The sequence below is a fragment of the Jatrophihabitans lederbergiae genome (assembly GCF_031845305.1).
Classification (GTDB): domain Bacteria; phylum Actinomycetota; class Actinomycetes; order Mycobacteriales; family Jatrophihabitantaceae; genus Jatrophihabitans_A; species Jatrophihabitans_A lederbergiae.
This window is the reverse complement of the sequence record NZ_JAVREH010000070.1, coordinates 1-14288: the sequence shown is the minus strand read 5'-3', so window position 1 is coordinate 14288 and position 14288 is coordinate 1. Positions and strand designations below refer to the sequence as shown.

The following is a 14288-nucleotide window of genomic DNA, read 5'->3' as shown; positions in this document are numbered from 1 at the left end:
CCACAACCTGCTCCCCTACCTCTCACATGCGCAATTCATGCTGATCCCACGCACGGGACACCTCATCCCCCTAGAGGCTCCAGCAGAACTGGCCGACGCCATCTCCCACTTCTCGCCGGCCACCTGACCCACGTCCACCGCGCAGCGCCGCCGGTGAGCAGGACACCGCTCACGACCTCCGCCGGCAGCCTGGCTCACCGGCGAGGATTACGACCGCCATCGGCTTGCCGCTGATTTGCTGTGGGCTGAGCCGCTGAGCGCGCCGGTCCCCAGCGTTCACCGGCTAGGCAGCGCACCGTGCGGGCGGCGTGGTCGGTGTCGGCGGTGCAGACACCGTACCCGCCGAGCAGGGCTGCTAGGGAGCCGGCGTAGCGCCCGGGATGCTCGGTGACGTAGCGGCGTACCACCGTCAGCAGCGCCGCCAGCGCGTCGCGGCCGGCCTTGCCCTGCAGCGCGTCGCGCACCTTTTCGCCAAGCCCGACCATCGCCAACGTGGCGGTGCGGTGCGGTGCGGTGCGGTGCGGTGCTGCAAGGCTTAGACCGTGAAGACGACGCGCCTTCGGTCGTGGTTGGTGGCCCAGGCCTCGGCGACCTTGTTCAGCGGCAGTTCGTTGATGTCGATCTGCAGCTGCATCGTGCCGGCGATCTGCAGGGCGTCTTTTGCTGCCTGCAGGATGTCGGGCACGCGTACCGCGCCGATTCCGCTGCCCATGAGGGTGACTGGGGTGGACGCGAGCACGCTGGTCGGTACGGTGGTCGCCGCGCCCGCCGCGGTGCCGGCGATGACGTAGCGGAGGGGTGTGCCGGCTTTGTGGTTGCGGGCGATGGCCGCGAGGACGGTTTCGGTGGGTGGGCCGGAGAGGTAGTCGAGGACGATGTCGACGCCTTCGGTGTGGGTTTCCAGCTCGGTTTGGAGCGTTCCGAACTCGGCAGTGAGGTCGATGGTGTGGTCGGCACCCAGCTCGGCCAGTCTGGCGAGGGCCTCGGCGTTGCGGCCGGTGGCGATGACTCGGCTGGCGCCGAGGTGCTTGGCGATCTGAACAGCGATCTGTCCGGTCGTGCCGGTCGCGCCGTTGATCAGGACGGTTTCACCGGCCTGCAGGCCGGCGCGGGCGCGGAGCGCGCCGAGCGGCGACTGACCCGGGTTGATGATCGCCGCGGCGAGCACGTCGCCGACGTCATCTGGGATCGGCAGGCAGAGCGCGTTGCGCACGCGGGTCTTCTCGGCCATGCCACCGTAAGGCGCTTCGGGCAGGACGAAGCCGACTCGCCGGCCGTTTTCTGTCCGGCCGACGCCGTCGATCCCGGGCACGAGGGGGAAGTTGCCGGCGGATGAGTAGTGGCTCCCGGTTGCGCGTGCTCGGGTGGCGTTGGAGAGCGCGGATGCTGCGACGTCGACGATGGTGAACCCGTCCTGGGGTTTGGGATCGTCGAAGTCTGCGTAGATGGGCGTCTGGTTCGGACCGGAAACGACGGCGGCTTTCATTGATGTGCCCCAGGGTTGTGAAGGCGACGCGGGTGGTCGCGGTGATGGTTTGCGGAGAACGGTCCGGAACTCGATGTCGGGCGAGGGCGCGCGAGCCGCCGGCAGGAGCGGCGTCCAGCGGGCTGGTGGATTGCTCTCGTCTCGGCGTGAAGGTGAGCGGAGGTGGGCGTGCTCAGAGCTGCCCGGGGCCGGCAAACCGGTAGAAGACCCCGCCGACGGGCTGGATGCCCATGAGCAGCCAGACCGCGTCCTCGAAGTCTCGAGCACGGGACAGATCCCCGACGCGCACCGGGTCGAAGCCGGCGTCGCGGATGAGTTGCTCGGTCACCTGGCTGGCGTCGTCGTCGGCGACGTACCAGTTGCTCGGCCGCACCCGCTGCTTCTGCACCACGTCCAACAGTCTTCCGAAGTTCATGTTGAAACTCTTGGCAATCGGTGCCTTGGTGAAGGACCGCACCTCGTGGGCGTAGGACGGATAGTCGCCCTGTCGGGCGGGCAGGATGTTCGTCGCGTCGACCGCGACCTTCCCTTCGAGCCCTGTCACCTTGCTGAGGGCTGCTGAGATGTTCGCGCCGGGAACGGCGACCAGGACGACGTCCGCGTCCGACGCATCCCCGCCATCGCGTCCGAGCCCCACGACGTCATGCCCAGCGGCGCGCCAAAGGCGACCTAACCCACCACCGACCGTCCCTCGTCCGATCGTGACGATCCTCATTGCTGTCTCCGTTCGGCTGCCACTCGTTTGGTTAACCTGTGAACCAGACCCTAAGTCCGTTCGGTTAACACGTCAACCAGCCGGTAGCATGTGAGGCATGGCGGCGCGATGGTTGGACCAACGGGAAGAGCGGGCCTGGCGCAGCCTGATGAAGATGCAGGACAGCCTGTCGGAGTTCATCGAGCGGCAACTGCGCAACCGGTGCGGACTGTCCCACGCTGATTACCAGACCCTGGCCCATCTTTCGGAAGCGCCCGACGGCCGACTGAGGTCGTTCGAACTTGGCGCACTGCTCCACTGGGAGAAGAGCCGCCTGTCCCAGCACCTGGGTCGGATGCAGAACCGCGGCCTCGTGTCCCGCACGCGGTGCCTCACCGACCAGCGGGGGGCGGTCATCGCGATCACCCCCGAGGGCCGTGACTTGATCGCAGCGGCCGCCCCGCAACACCTAACCGACGTCCGCGATGTCCTCATCGACCACCTCACCGCGACAGAGCTGGAGATGCTCGCAACCATCGGCGACAAGGTGCACGAGCGCCTAGCAGCACTGCAACGAGAACCCTCGATTCACGACCCCACGGCCACAACATGACCGTGAATCAAGGACTGATACCACACGTCCCCCAACACTGTGAGTCCGAGCGGTTCCAGGGCGACGTTGTCCGTTGTGGTCGGCGGGAACAACCGGGCCAGCTGTGTCCCGGCTCGCCGACCACTATCTACCGGCCCCGTAAGCCGATCTCTTGCGGGACAAGAGGTGCTCTTGCCCGCGCCCGACTCGCGGCCTGAACGGTCATAACCCGGCGCTTGACAATCATCGAACTAGCGGCACGAGTTGAGTCGTCAGCGTTGCCTTGTCGATCCTGAGCACGGTGTGGTTGGGAAGCAGCTCCCAGCCGTCTGCGTTGGTTGGTATGAATCCTGAGGATGCGACGATGACTGCGTCGCGCGTGATGTGGTGTCGCAGATCAAAGTGCGTCGCGTGGTCCACCGACACGCCTCCGTCGGCCGTCACAGGCGATGAGCCCGGTGCGGCGTCGGGATCGTGGTCGTTGATCGCGTAGAGCGCCGATGGCGTCTCGAGCAGCGCATTCAGGCTGCTCGGCCGGTAGTCGCGGGTCAGTCTCTCGACGACGTGCGCGATTGCCGCAGGCATGACTGTGCCGTGCTCCTCAAGGTCGGCCAATATCGCGAAGAAGTACTTCTCACTGTCGGTGGTGCCCTGCAGCCGGCTGCTCCACGGCTCAGTGACGACAGAGTCGAGACGGTTGACCGGATAGATAGCGCCGTTGTGCGCGAAGACCTTCCCGCCGTACGTGAACGGGTGCGTGTTGCGCAGCTCGATGGGCAGCCCAGGCGTGGCCCAGCGGATGTGGACCAGGCCGGCACGGGCGGCGCGGGTGGTCAGCAACGCTACGAACTCCGGGTCCGTGTCGCCCCGCAGCGTCGACTTCTCGACGGCCGGACCGTCGGCTCCGTCAAGGGCAGCTCCCCAACCGTCCGCGTGATAGCGCGCTAAGCCGATGAACGCGGCCAAGGACTCCTTACCCAGCACCTCGCGCGCCGTCGCCGGCTCGCGCGAGACCCAGCCGAGTAGCCGGCACATCAGACGTACTTGCCTAACGCTCCGGCGACGTCGATGGACGTGCCGGTCAGGTAGCTGGCCCGGTCTGATGCCAAGAACGCCACGATGCCCGACACCTCGTCGGCGCCTCCGAACCGCCCCAGCGACACCTCCTCGCTCGGCATCGGGTGAAGAACTCTTCCTCGCAGATCTTCCGGTGAGCGGCGCTTCCGGATGTTCTCCCACTGCGGCGTGAGAACGAAGCCGATGTCGACGCTGTTGACGAGGATGTTCTCGGGGCCGAGTTCGATCGCGAGCGCCTTGCTGAAATTGAGGCACGCCGCGCGGTTTACGGTGGTCGCGAAGAAGGTGGGGTCGGGATATCGGGCGTCGATTGCGTTGATGTTGACGATGCGCGCCGCGCTGCTTGCGCGCACGTGCGGCGGCAACGTGGCCCGCGAGCAGCGGATCTGAGAGAAGAGCTTGACGTCCATGTCTCCCTGCCACGCCTCGTCGGTCAAGGTCTCGAACCGGCCGGGGCGCGAGGCACCGGCATTGTTGACCAAAACGTCGAACGTACGAGACCACTTGTCACCAGCAGGCCGGTCTCGGCCGGCAACAGCCCCTCCGTCTCGCCCAGCCGGGGCGGCGATCGCGTCACGCACACTGGGCAGCCCTGGGTAGGTGAGTACTGCAAGGCCGTCGCCGACCCGCTGCTCAGCACCTTGTCGGTGAGCTTGGACGGCACCTCATCCGGAAACGTCTTGGCAGCCGGGGCTCCTCCCGACAAGGTGATGATGTCGGTGGCGTTCGCCTGCGACAGAATCGCAGCGATCGCTCCCCCGCTGTCGTGGACGCGAACTCGACGTGCCAGCAGGGGCGCCCAATCGTGCGTGGTCGCGATCACGGCCGGCTGCCTCCGCTCGTTCGGCCTCGTGAGGAGACCCTGAGGTTTCGGACCCTTGACAGGGTTTCACCGACCGTACATTCTTCGCCTGTGACTTGTCGAGGCGAACGCCAGGTAACTCTGCGCTCCGCCAGGCGTATGCACGGTGCATCCCGTGGCTGACTTTTCGTTTGCAGGGATAGTTGGGGAAGTAGGCGTGCGGATGGGGAAGGCGGATGCGCCGCTGGCCGGCCTGGCCCGCGTCATGTCGGCGCCTCGGAGCCGGTCGCGCTCGATGACACCGACCTCCCGCTGCTGCGGCTCCTCGCCACCGACGCGCGCACCTCTCAACGCGGCCTGGCGCGTGAGCTCGGCATGTCTGCACCGGCGATCGGTGAACGGATCGCCCGTATGGAGCGCTCAGGAGTCATCCAGCGGTACGGTGTCGTCGTCGACTGGGGGGCGGCCGGATTCCCCGTCGTCACCTACCTCGCCATCACCGCCACGCAAGGGTTGGACCTCGAGCCCGTCATGGCGGCGGTCAGTCAGCTGGCCGAGGTCGAAACCATCACCGTGGTCACCGGCGAACTCGATCTGCTCGCTCGGTTGCGGGTGCGCGATGTCCAGCACCTCCGCACCGTCCTGTTCGAGAAGGTCCGGCAGATCAGCGGCGTTCAACGCACGGAGACCTATCTGCCCATCGCCGAGGGCGCACCCAAGAACTTCGTGTTCGACCTGATCCAATCGCCGCGCGCGGCGGCCCGCTCCGGATGTGATCTCAACCCTTCGAGAAGGAGCCGAATGAGCGACACCAAGGACCAGGGCATCGGACGACGCGGGTTCGTCGAGGCACACGGTCTCTATAGCGCCGAGCAGGAAGACGCTGCCGAGCGGATGGTGGCGAGGATCAGCGAGTTGGACCTGCGCACCATCCGCATCACCACCGTTGACCAGCACGGCGTACCGCGGGGGAAATTCCTCTCGGCCGACGCGGCTATCGCCGGACTGCGAAACGGGGTCGACTTCTCCGGTGCCGTCTACAGCCTCGACTCGGGAAACGTCGTGTTCCCGCCGGCCTTTGTCCAGGGCGGCGGGTTCGGGATCCCGGAGTTCACCGGATTCCCTGACATCGTGGTCGTTCCTGACCCGACCACCTTCCACGTGCTTCCGTGGGCAGACAGGACTGGCTGGGTGCTGTGCGACGGCTACTTCAGCACCGGCACGCCGGTGCCGCTCGACGGCCGTCGGATCCTGCGTACCCAGCTGGAGCGGCTCGGCGAGGCAGGCTATCGCTACCTCGCGGGGCTGGAGGTGGAGTTCTACATCGTCCAGCGTCAGAGCGCCGTCATCGGCCTGAACGAGACCGGGGCGCCGCCACCGCCGCCTTCGGTCAACGCGTTCGCCCACGGCTACCAGTTCCAGTCCGAAGTTCGCCTAGACGGTGTCAATGACACGCTCACGGCATTGCGTGACGTGCTCTTCGAGCTGGATCTGCCACCCCGTTCGATGGAAAACGAGTGGGGACCCGGGCAGATGGAGTTCACCTTCAGCCCGATGGAGGGTCTCGCCGCGGCCGACGCGATGGTGCTCTTCCGGAGCGCGGTGAAGCAGGTCTGCCAGCGTCGTGGCCTGCTCGCCAGCTTCATGTGCCGCCCCGGGCTGCCCAACTTCTTTCCCTCGGGCTGGCACCTCCACGAGTCGATCCTCGACGCCGGCGGGACCAACGTCTTCGCCAGCGACAGCGAGGACCTCAGCGAGGTGGGCCGGCAGTACGTCGCCGGTGTGCTCGAGCACGCCTGCGCCATGACGGTGTTCAGCACGCCGACGATCAACGGGTTCAGCCGGTTCCAGCCATACTCCTTCGCCCCCGACCGAGTGGCCTGGGCGGTGGAGAACCGGGGCGCGATGATCCGGGTGCAAGGAGGGGCCGGTGACCCCGGCACCCACTTGGAGAACCGGCTCGGCGAGCCGGCGGCCAACCCCTACCTCTACATGGCCGCCGACCTCACCGCCGGCCTCGACGGGATCAGGCGCCAGCTCACCGCTCCCCCGCCGGTCGACGCCGACCCGTACGCCGTCGAGAACGCTCAACCGCTGCCGACCTCGTTGGAAGCAGGCATCGAGGCGTTGGCCGCCGACCCGCTCTACCGCGAGCAGTTCGGGGACGGCTTCATCGACTATTTCGTGATGATGAAGCGCGCCGAGCTGGCCCGGTACCAGGCCAGCCTCGAGGCAGAGCCGCTGGCTGAGGGGCAACTGGTCTCGGCCTGGGAGATGCGTGAGTACTTCGAGTTCTTTTGAGCCGCACGTCCTCGAAGGTCTGCAGACGCCGTGACGCTGCAGCACATCGTCCTGCGCTTCCTCGCCGGGATCACCGAGCACTCCTGCACACCGCTCGCCTTCGACTACCACCTCGACGCAACGACCGTGCTCGGTCCCGAGCCGGTGCCCTCACCCAAGGAGTCGTCATGAGCCATACCTCCAGCGGGGCAGCGGACGCGAACGTGCCCGCCGACCAACAAGAACAGCATCTCGCCAAGGGCGCGCTGCGTACCATCGACGCCATCGCAATCTCGATCTCTGTCCTGTCCCCCGGTATGGCGATGCTGCTCAACGTCCCCGGCGTCGCGGCCGTGGCGGGCGGCTCCACCCCGCTAGCCTTCTTGCTCGGCGGCGTCGCCTGCCTGTCGCTGGCCTTTGTCGTCATCGGTTTCACCCGTCGGATGGCCTCTGCCGGCTACGCCTACACCTACGCCAGCCGTAGCCTGGGCAAGGAGAGCGGGTTCATGGCCGGCTGGCTCTACGCCGCCGCACTGTGCTGCTTCGTGCCGATGACCATGGCCGGTACGGCGGGGCTGGCAGCCGACCTGCTCGGCATCGACAACAGCTGGTGGTTCCCGATCTTCCTCGTCGGCATGGCGCTTCTCGTGGTGCTGTCCATCGTGCGCATCGACGTCACCACGAAGCTCCAGCTGGTGATCGGCATCCTCACCATAGCGGTGATCGTTCTCGTCGGGGTGATCGTCGTCGTCAAGGGCGGGGCCAGCGGCAACACCCTGGCACCGTTCACGTTCTCCCACACCACCACCGGCGGCTTCAACGGCGTGTTCTACGGAATCATCCTCGGCGTTACCTCCTACATCGGCTTCGAGACCGCGGCCGACTTCGGTGAGGAGACCGCGAACCCGCGGCGTTCCATCCCCATCGCGATCCTCGCCGCAACCATCTTCGCGATCGTGCTCTACATCTTCACCGCCTACGCCATGACGATCGGCTTCGGCGTCGAAAACGGCAAGGACTTCGGCGCGGACCCGTTCGCGCTGAAGACGATCGCCATGAAGTTCGTCGGCGGCCCCTTCGGGGTGCTCATCGAGATCGGCGGCATGCTATCGGCCTTCATCGTCTGCGTCGGGTGCGCCACAGCGGGCACCCGCACCCTGTTCGCCATGGGTCGCGAAGGCGTCCTGCCCGGATGGCTGGGCAAGACGCACCCCAGGTTCAAAACGCCTGCCAACGCCACGGTGATGGTCGCCGTCCTCAGCACCTTGGCGGCCGCCCTGGTCGGCTACACCGTCGGGGACGCGTTCGGCGCCGCGACCACGACGGTCTACTACTTCTTCGCCACCCTCGGAACGCTCGCGATCATCGTGGTCTACATCGGTCTGTGCATCGGCGGCATGGTCTACTTCCGCCGTCACGAGAACCACAAGCCGCTCATGCACATCGGTGTGCCACTCATCGGTGTCGTGATCTTCGCCGCCGCGTTGTACGGCTCGGTCCACCCGACACCGCCGCATCCCCTCAACCTGACGCCGTACATCACCATTGCGTGGTTCCTTATCGGTCTGGCCATCGTGTTGACACTGCGCGCCCGCAACCCGCAGGCAGTCGAGCGAGTCGGGTCGATCCTGGGCGAGGAGGGCGGCGAAGACGCTGCCATCGGGGTCCACGGCGGGTGATCGACGACCACGCCCACCCGTTCGCGCTCCGCACCGCTGACTTCCATCCGGCCGAGGTCACCCTCGACATCGTCCCGCGAGATGCCGCGGAAGCCACGCGCCGCCAGGTCGGGCCGGGTTGGCTGGCCGCGGAGATGATGGCGGTGCGGTTGGCGCGGCACCTCGGCTGCAGAGTGTCCGAGCTGACAACAGCTGCGGCGGCCAAGTCGGTGCTGGCCTACCGCACGCGGTTGGCGGTGGACCGCGGCGTCGACAGCGGCGGCCCGAGAGCTGTACCGACTGTGAGGAGCCCGCAGCGATGAGAGTCAGTGCGGCCGCGGCAGGCATGCCGTCGTCCGGCATCCGGGAGATCATGAACGCCGCCTGGGGTCGGCGCGAGGTGATCCACCTCGAGGTCGGACAACCAGACTTCGCAACACCGGCGCACATCATTGCCGCGGCCCATGCGGCGGCGCTCGCCGGGCGCACGGGTTACACGCCCACCGCCGGCATTCCCGAGCTGCGGACCGCGCTCGCCGAGAAGATCGGGGCCCGCAACGGCTTCTGCGTGGATCCCGCTCAGGTGGTGCTGGGAAATGGTGGGGCGCAAGCCATCTACGCCACCCTCGTCGTGCTGACCGAACCAGGTGACGGCATCCTGCTGCCGGACCCCGCGTGGCCCAACTTCGCGATGATGGCCGCACTGCTGGGACTCGACGTCGCTCACTACTCCCTCACTGCTGCCGGCGGCTACGTCCCCGACCTCGATGAGCTGGAGCGGCTCGTCACACCGCGCACCCGCGTCCTGCTGCTGAACTCGCCGTCGAACCCGCTCGGCTCGGTGATCGACGCCGAGCGCATGGAGGCCCTGTTCGCTTTCGCGGTCAAGCACGACCTGTGGGTGCTATCCGACGAGTGCTATGACGAGATCACCTTCGAAAGCCCGGCGGTGAGTCCGGCGACGTTCGACACCGACGGCCGAGTGGCCACCGTCTACAGCTTCTCCAAGACCTACGCCATGACCGGCTGGCGGCTCGGTTACGTCGCCGCACCCCCGGCAGTGGCCGAGGTGCTCGCAAATGCCCAGGAACCGCTGATCTCCTGCCTCCACACTCCCACCCAGTACGCCGCACTGGCCGCGCTGCAATCCGCGCCCGAGGTCATCGCGACGATGGTGGCGTCATACCGGCAACGCAGGGACACCGTCGTCGGACGGCTGACCGCACGCGGGATCGACGCCTTCCGCCCGGCAGGCGCGTTCTACACCTGGGTCGACGTGTCCGCCTGCGGCGCGGGCTCCCGTGAATTCGCGCTCCGCCTGCTGTTGGAGGAGGACGTCGCGGTCGCACCCGGATCCGCCTTCGGCGCCGGTGGGGACGGGTTCGTCCGGATCTCGCTCGCAGCCCACGAGCGCGACCTCGAAGTGGGCTGCGACCGGCTGGCAGCACTCTGGCGCCGGATGGGCGACACAGGAGAGGCGCGTCCATGACGCACAACGGTTCAGGCGGATTTGCTGATCAAACGATCTCCCTCGCGCTGGTGGGCGACGTCTTCATCAGCCGCGACAACTTCGGGCTGGACGGTGCGGCCGACGAGGGCTTCCGCGGAGTCGTCGATCTCCTCACCTCAGCGGACATCGTCTTCGCCAACTTCGAGATACCGCTATCTGAGCGGGGCTACCCCGCTGACAAGTACATCACCATCCGCACGTCTCCTGACCGCGCACGCGACGTGAAGAGAATGGGCCTCGACGTCGTTTCGCTCGCCAACAACCACATCATGGACTACGGCCCAGAGGCGCTTTTCGACACCATGGCTGCGTTGAACCGAGCGGGCGTCGAGCACGTGGGCGCGGGTGAGACCCTCGATGACGCCAGGCAACTGCGGGTGCGTGAAGTAGCCGGGCGCCGCATCGGTTTCCTGGCGTGGTCGACCATCCTCCCCCCGGGCGCCCCCGCCACCCACATCCGCCCTGGGGTGGCGCCGATCGCGATCCACACCGGCTATGAGGTGCTCGTGCGGCTGCTCGAGGCGCCGTCGGCCCCTCCGGTGATCACCTGGGTCGACCCCATGGCCCAGGAGCGCGCCGTCGAGCAGGTGGCCCGAGCGCGACAAGCCGTGGACTACCTCGTCGTGTCGGTGCACTGGGGTGCGGACTTCGGCGACGACCTGGCCGACTACGAACGGCCGCTCGGTCGGAGCCTAATCAGGGCGGGGGCGGACCTTGTAATCGGGAACCATCCGCACGTGGTTCGCGGGATCGAGGTGTATCAGGGCAAGCCGATCCTCTACGGGACGGGCCTGTTCGTGGAGCAGGTGCCCCGTGAAGGTTCCTCGGAGGAGATCCTGGCTCTCTATGACAAATTGTCCCCCGACAGCTATGTGGCCCTTCTGGACCTCGGCCCCGCGGCTGCGAGCAGGCTACGGCTGGTCTTGACGTCGAACGAGGGAACCGGGCTGCCGCGCGTGGCGCAGGGCGAGGTGTTCGAGCGGATCGCGAACAGGCTGGTGCGGCTCTCAGCGCCACTGGGCACCGAGTTGGTCGTCGACGGAGGAGGGATCACTGTCCCGCTGCCCCAAACCGGGCGCTGAAACAAGCGGAATTCGAGCTCGATGTTGCCGGTCACCGCGCCGGCGGCCCAGACCCTCATCGTCTCCGCGTAGACGGGGTGCCGTGAGACGGCCAACTTATGCAGGCTGACATCAACTCCAGCATTCCGGGCTCGGCCGTCGGTAAGGTGCGCGTCGAGTCCTTCGCGTTGCAGCCTGCGGGGTAACCGACGAGGCGATCCGATTCAGCCGCCGAACGGCGCGCTGACGGGCCCGTGCTGAATCGGCTCAGGCCCGCCATCCGGGCTGGTCGGCCGCGCCTAGGCTGTTCCGCCGACCTGGTAAGCCCCCTCCGTCCGCGGGCTGATCAGAGCGACCGCCTCTACAGCCGTTGCCGTGACCGAGCTGTCAAGGAGCCACAGAGTCCACGTCAGATGGACGACTTCGGTTATCGCGCTGCCCTGCCTCGGGGCTGCCGCTTGGAGGTAGTGGCGAGCGCCCCGGCTCTGCCGGAGCGCTCGTCTGCGGTTGGGGACTGCGGGTTCTGCGCTGTAGCTCCCAGGCTAGAACGTAGGGTCGTTCGCGGGGCGGTCCGTACGGTACGGCTCGCCGATCGGTGTGTACGGCCAGCCGCCCCAGTTGCACTCGGTCGGGATCTCATTGGACGGGTCGGTCGTGCCTCTCCAGCTCTCGAAGTCGAAGGTGTCGCCGCCGAAGTCGAGTGGGCCGCCGATCGTCCCCACGACATGGCATTCGATCTGCTGGTAAATGCCGTCGGCGAGAGAGCCGTACAGCCCGGGGACGCACGCTTGCACGGCGTGCCAGATCTCGTTCATCGCGTCGAGCTCGTACCCACCCCAGGCGGCGTATCGGGTGTTGCTCGTGGGCCAGGTCTTGATCTCGAACTGGCCGTCGGTGAAGTCCTGCACTTCCACCAGGGATACGTAGGCGTTCCCGTCGCAGTTCGTCGCGACGGTGTCCGCCTGCGCCGACGCCGTCATGGCTGGGCTCACTGCGAGCGTAACCGCCAGCGCGATGGCGCCTGCGAAGGCCAGCCATCGCCGTGTGTGCTTCATGGGTCGTCCTCCTCCTTCGCACCAAGGTCCTATTCCCCGGCTCGTTAGCTCGCCTCCAAGCCGCAGGAGCATGGAGCACAGCGCTGCCGCTGCGGGTAGTGCTGCCGTGACCGTGATGCAGCGCGGTCGTCCTAGTTGTCGGTTCATGTCGCGATGCCTCCTGGAGTGGTGCTCCGCCGCCGGTCGGCGGGCGCGCTATGAGATTCACTCGTGTCGAAAGGCGCTGTCACGCAACTGTCGCAACTGGCCACAACTGTCCTGCGGGGCGGCTACATACTGTCGGTATGGCGGGTGACGCGACAGATGAGCAGCCGCCGCCGCAGCTCCGGCCGGAAGACGTGGATGACCCGTTCATCCACCTGATGAACCTGCTCGTCGAGCTCAACGGCAGCAGACGATTTGTCCGGGACGATGGCCGGTTGGTGGTGTCCGTCAGAACGGTCGACCGCTATCGGGACGGCAGCTACCCGAAGAGGTACCAGGACCAGGTTGGTGACATCGACCGGTGGGCCCGGGCCCGGTTCCCGTACCAGTACCCACCGCACGGATGGTCCGGAGGTCTCACCTACGACTTCGGCCGCGCCCGGCAAGCTCCTCCGCCGAACGCGGCGGCCGATAGCGAGCACAGCCCAGCCTCGGCCGAACCGGTCTCGCCTGTCGACTCAGAGACCCCGTCCGAGCCGGAAACCGCGCCAGAGCCGGAAGCCCTTGCCGAGCCGATCGACGCCGCGGTCGAGCTGGCCGCCGAACCGCCCATCGACGACACCCACGCAGCTGGAGCCGCACCTGTTCAGCCTGCTGAGCCGGTCAGCCTGCCCCCGGACGACACCCTACCGACGCCACCCGGACCGGTCCTCGAACCCGACCGACGTCCGTGGCCACTCCGCCGCCGGTACGCCGCAGCCGTCATCGTCGCGGCCGGCGGCCTCGTCGCCCTCACCGTCGCACTCCGACCCCACCACAACTCGGCCCCGCACGACAGCACCGTCTACAGCCGCGACGACGCCGCTATCGCCGTCCGCAGCTGCCCGGAAGCGACCTGCGCGCCGACCGAGACGCTCCAGACCGGCGCCCGGGTGCAGATGATCTGCTACCGCGATGCCGAACGAGCGAACCTGAACTACTCATCCATGCGCTGGTTCGACGTCCGGGACGAGGCGAACGGAATCACCGGCTGGGTCCACTCGAGCCAAGTCGAGGAGCAGACCAACGTCGGCCTGTGCTGAACGAGGCCAGCGCTACGAACCGCCGGCAGCCAATCACCTGAGCGAGGCGGGCTTTATCAGCCGTACCGGAAACGGACGTCGGTCTTGTACCGTCGGGTCCCCGTGGGCGACGCTGTCGGTGGTGGCACCAGTATCGAAGACCCGACATGACGTTGGGACCGCGACGCATGAATCGTAGGTAGGGAGCCGTCAGACGTCTTTCGGAACGATGAAGGGCTCCGGTCCTGGCTGGACCAATCGCCATGCGCCGACACCGCCCTCGATCGAGGGTTGGCCATCGTCAATCTGGCAGATCCAGCGGCTGGCAGAGACCATCTTGTTGCCGTTGACCGTCACTCGTGTCGTCGCCTCACAGATGGCTGCCGCCACGAAGGCAAGCTCGGTGATCTCCCAGGACGTCAACTCCCAAAATTCGAAGCGCTCCTTGATCTGCCTCGCCACCGTGCCGGGCGCGCCGTCGTTGGCTGGCAGGAAGGGAGCGATCAAGGCCCAGCGCCTGTGTTGCCAGTGGTCAAGGAACTCACTTACACGTTGAGTGACCGGGTTTTTGCTGGAGTCAGCGTCGTCGGGTGTCAACCGACTCGCTTGCCAGGCATTGAGCAGCTTCTTCTGGCGGTCAAGCTCAGTTGGCCCGGGGCTTTCGTGGTGGGGGCGTGCCGGTGAACTGAAAAGTGCTCCAGGTCAACGATTATCGAGGTTCTTGAGGCCAGATCGTCGTCAACGGGCCTTCGCCCCGAAAAGTGGACACGCGATTTGATTGTTATGCGGCCGGTCGTAGCGTAGCCGCGGTGGTGGTGTTCTCGTAGGTGATCGGGCTGCGGTAGCCGCAGGCGGAGTGCCGGCGGCG

16 protein-coding genes and 2 pseudogenes are annotated in these 14288 nt (G+C 66.9%); 10 read left to right on the top strand and 8 right to left on the bottom strand.

The genetic code is table 11. From position 1 onward, the window contains the following. Nucleotides 1-127: pseudogene (locus RM423_RS26000) on the top strand (alpha/beta fold hydrolase); the annotation flags it as partial. A 67-nt stretch (nucleotides 128-194) separates the two neighbouring features. Here RM423_RS26000 and RM423_RS22350 read toward each other — a convergent pair. The 3 genes from RM423_RS22350 to RM423_RS22340 form a co-directional block, all read right to left on the bottom strand. Then, nucleotides 195-464 (bottom strand): hypothetical protein, encoded by a 270-nt coding sequence (locus RM423_RS22350; RefSeq protein WP_311425259.1) that lies wholly within the window; start codon nucleotides 462-464, stop codon nucleotides 195-197. A gap of 71 nt (nucleotides 465-535) precedes the next feature. Beyond that, a complete protein-coding gene (locus RM423_RS22345) occupies nucleotides 536-1486 on the bottom strand; it encodes a quinone oxidoreductase family protein (RefSeq protein WP_311425258.1) in 951 nt (316 codons plus the stop codon). Between the two features lie 172 nt (nucleotides 1487-1658). Continuing rightward, nucleotides 1659-2201 (bottom strand): NAD(P)-binding domain-containing protein, encoded by a 543-nt coding sequence (locus tag RM423_RS22340; RefSeq protein WP_311425257.1) that lies wholly within the window; start codon nucleotides 2199-2201, stop codon nucleotides 1659-1661. A 97-nt stretch (nucleotides 2202-2298) separates the two neighbouring features. On the opposite strand from RM423_RS22340, the gene RM423_RS22335 reads away from it, so the two are divergent. After that, entirely contained in the window at nucleotides 2299-2793 is a 495-nt protein-coding gene (locus RM423_RS22335; protein ID WP_311425256.1) for a MarR family winged helix-turn-helix transcriptional regulator, read from the top strand. Between the two features lie 222 nt (nucleotides 2794-3015). Here the strand turns inward: RM423_RS22335 and RM423_RS22330 are convergent, their stop codons facing one another. The 3 genes from RM423_RS22330 to RM423_RS22320 are packed head-to-tail and all read right to left on the bottom strand — an operon-like array spanning nucleotide 3016 to nucleotide 4672. Then, nucleotides 3016-3807 (bottom strand): class II glutamine amidotransferase, encoded by a 792-nt coding sequence (locus RM423_RS22330; RefSeq protein WP_311425255.1) that lies wholly within the window; start codon nucleotides 3805-3807, stop codon nucleotides 3016-3018. Then, on the bottom strand, nucleotides 3807-4331 hold the full coding sequence (locus RM423_RS22325) for an SDR family oxidoreductase (RefSeq protein ID WP_311425254.1): 525 nt from the start codon (nucleotides 4329-4331) through the stop codon (nucleotides 3807-3809). The genes RM423_RS22330 and RM423_RS22325 overlap by 1 nt, the downstream gene beginning before the upstream one ends. Beyond that, on the bottom strand, nucleotides 4283-4672 hold the full coding sequence (locus RM423_RS22320; RefSeq protein WP_311425260.1) for a hypothetical protein: 390 nt from the start codon (nucleotides 4670-4672) through the stop codon (nucleotides 4283-4285). Before RM423_RS22320 ends, RM423_RS22325 begins: the two co-directional genes overlap by 49 nt. Before the next feature lie 282 nt (nucleotides 4673-4954). On the opposite strand from RM423_RS22320, the pseudogene RM423_RS22315 reads away from it, so the two are divergent. The 7 genes and pseudogenes from RM423_RS22315 to RM423_RS22285 all read left to right on the top strand — a co-directional run. After that, nucleotides 4955-5074: pseudogene (locus tag RM423_RS22315) on the top strand (AsnC family transcriptional regulator); the annotation flags it as partial. Further along, nucleotides 5063-6952, top strand: a complete 1890-nt coding sequence (locus RM423_RS22310; protein ID WP_311425253.1) for an Lrp/AsnC ligand binding domain-containing protein — start codon at nucleotides 5063-5065, stop codon at nucleotides 6950-6952. The pseudogene RM423_RS22315 and the gene RM423_RS22310, both read left to right, overlap by 12 nt. Nucleotides 6953-6982: 30 nt before the next feature. Continuing rightward, entirely contained in the window at nucleotides 6983-7123 is a 141-nt protein-coding gene (locus RM423_RS22305; RefSeq protein ID WP_311425252.1) for a hypothetical protein, read from the top strand. Then, nucleotides 7120-8610 carry an APC family permease gene (locus RM423_RS22300; RefSeq protein ID WP_311425251.1) on the top strand — a complete coding sequence of 497 codons (1491 nt, stop codon included), beginning with the start codon at nucleotides 7120-7122 and terminating at the stop codon, nucleotides 8608-8610. The genes RM423_RS22305 and RM423_RS22300 overlap by 4 nt, the downstream gene beginning before the upstream one ends. Next, nucleotides 8607-8912, top strand: a complete 306-nt coding sequence (locus RM423_RS22295; protein ID WP_311425250.1) for a hypothetical protein — start codon at nucleotides 8607-8609, stop codon at nucleotides 8910-8912. The genes RM423_RS22300 and RM423_RS22295 overlap by 4 nt, the downstream gene beginning before the upstream one ends. Beyond that, complete coding sequence (locus tag RM423_RS22290) at nucleotides 8909-10078, top strand: pyridoxal phosphate-dependent aminotransferase (RefSeq protein WP_311425249.1); 1170 nt, start codon at nucleotides 8909-8911, stop codon at nucleotides 10076-10078. The genes RM423_RS22295 and RM423_RS22290 overlap by 4 nt, the downstream gene beginning before the upstream one ends. Then, nucleotides 10075-11181, top strand: coding sequence for a CapA family protein (locus RM423_RS22285; protein WP_311425248.1), 1107 nt, complete (start codon nucleotides 10075-10077; stop codon nucleotides 11179-11181). Before RM423_RS22290 ends, RM423_RS22285 begins: the two co-directional genes overlap by 4 nt. Before the next feature lie 521 nt (nucleotides 11182-11702). On the opposite strand, the gene RM423_RS22280 is transcribed toward RM423_RS22285, so the two are convergent. Next, nucleotides 11703-12215, bottom strand: a complete 513-nt coding sequence (locus tag RM423_RS22280; protein ID WP_311425247.1) for a hypothetical protein — start codon at nucleotides 12213-12215, stop codon at nucleotides 11703-11705. 284 nt (nucleotides 12216-12499) lie between these two features. Between RM423_RS22280 and RM423_RS22275 the strand changes: the two genes are divergently transcribed. After that, nucleotides 12500-13441: an SH3 domain-containing protein gene (locus RM423_RS22275; RefSeq protein ID WP_311425246.1), complete on the top strand. Its 942-nt coding sequence runs from the start codon at nucleotides 12500-12502 to the stop codon at nucleotides 13439-13441. Between the two features lie 189 nt (nucleotides 13442-13630). Here RM423_RS22275 and RM423_RS22270 read toward each other — a convergent pair whose 3' ends face one another. Further along, complete coding sequence (locus RM423_RS22270) at nucleotides 13631-14017, bottom strand: hypothetical protein (RefSeq protein WP_311425245.1); 387 nt, start codon at nucleotides 14015-14017, stop codon at nucleotides 13631-13633. Nucleotides 14018-14288 lie beyond the last annotated feature (271 nt).

Bases quoted from the DNA above. Each gene is read 5' to 3' on its own strand.
- RM423_RS22275 (WP_311425246.1), top strand. From the start codon at position 12,500: ATGGCGGGTGACGCGACAGATGAGCAGCCGCCGCCGCAGCTCCGGCCG.
- RM423_RS22345 (WP_311425258.1), bottom strand. From the start codon at position 1,486: ATGAAAGCCGCCGTCGTTTCCGGTCCGAACCAGACGCCCATCTACGCA.
- RM423_RS22310 (WP_311425253.1), top strand. From the start codon at position 5,063: ATGGAGCGCTCAGGAGTCATCCAGCGGTACGGTGTCGTCGTCGACTGG.
- RM423_RS22285 (WP_311425248.1), top strand. From the start codon at position 10,075: ATGACGCACAACGGTTCAGGCGGATTTGCTGATCAAACGATCTCCCTC.
- RM423_RS22280 (WP_311425247.1), bottom strand. From the start codon at position 12,215: ATGAAGCACACACGGCGATGGCTGGCCTTCGCAGGCGCCATCGCGCTG.
- RM423_RS22335 (WP_311425256.1), top strand. From the start codon at position 2,299: ATGGCGGCGCGATGGTTGGACCAACGGGAAGAGCGGGCCTGGCGCAGC.
- RM423_RS22330 (WP_311425255.1), bottom strand. From the start codon at position 3,807: ATGTGCCGGCTACTCGGCTGGGTCTCGCGCGAGCCGGCGACGGCGCGC.
- RM423_RS22290 (WP_311425249.1), top strand. From the start codon at position 8,909: ATGAGAGTCAGTGCGGCCGCGGCAGGCATGCCGTCGTCCGGCATCCGG.
- RM423_RS22340 (WP_311425257.1), bottom strand. From the start codon at position 2,201: ATGAGGATCGTCACGATCGGACGAGGGACGGTCGGTGGTGGGTTAGGT.
- RM423_RS22300 (WP_311425251.1), top strand. From the start codon at position 7,120: ATGAGCCATACCTCCAGCGGGGCAGCGGACGCGAACGTGCCCGCCGAC.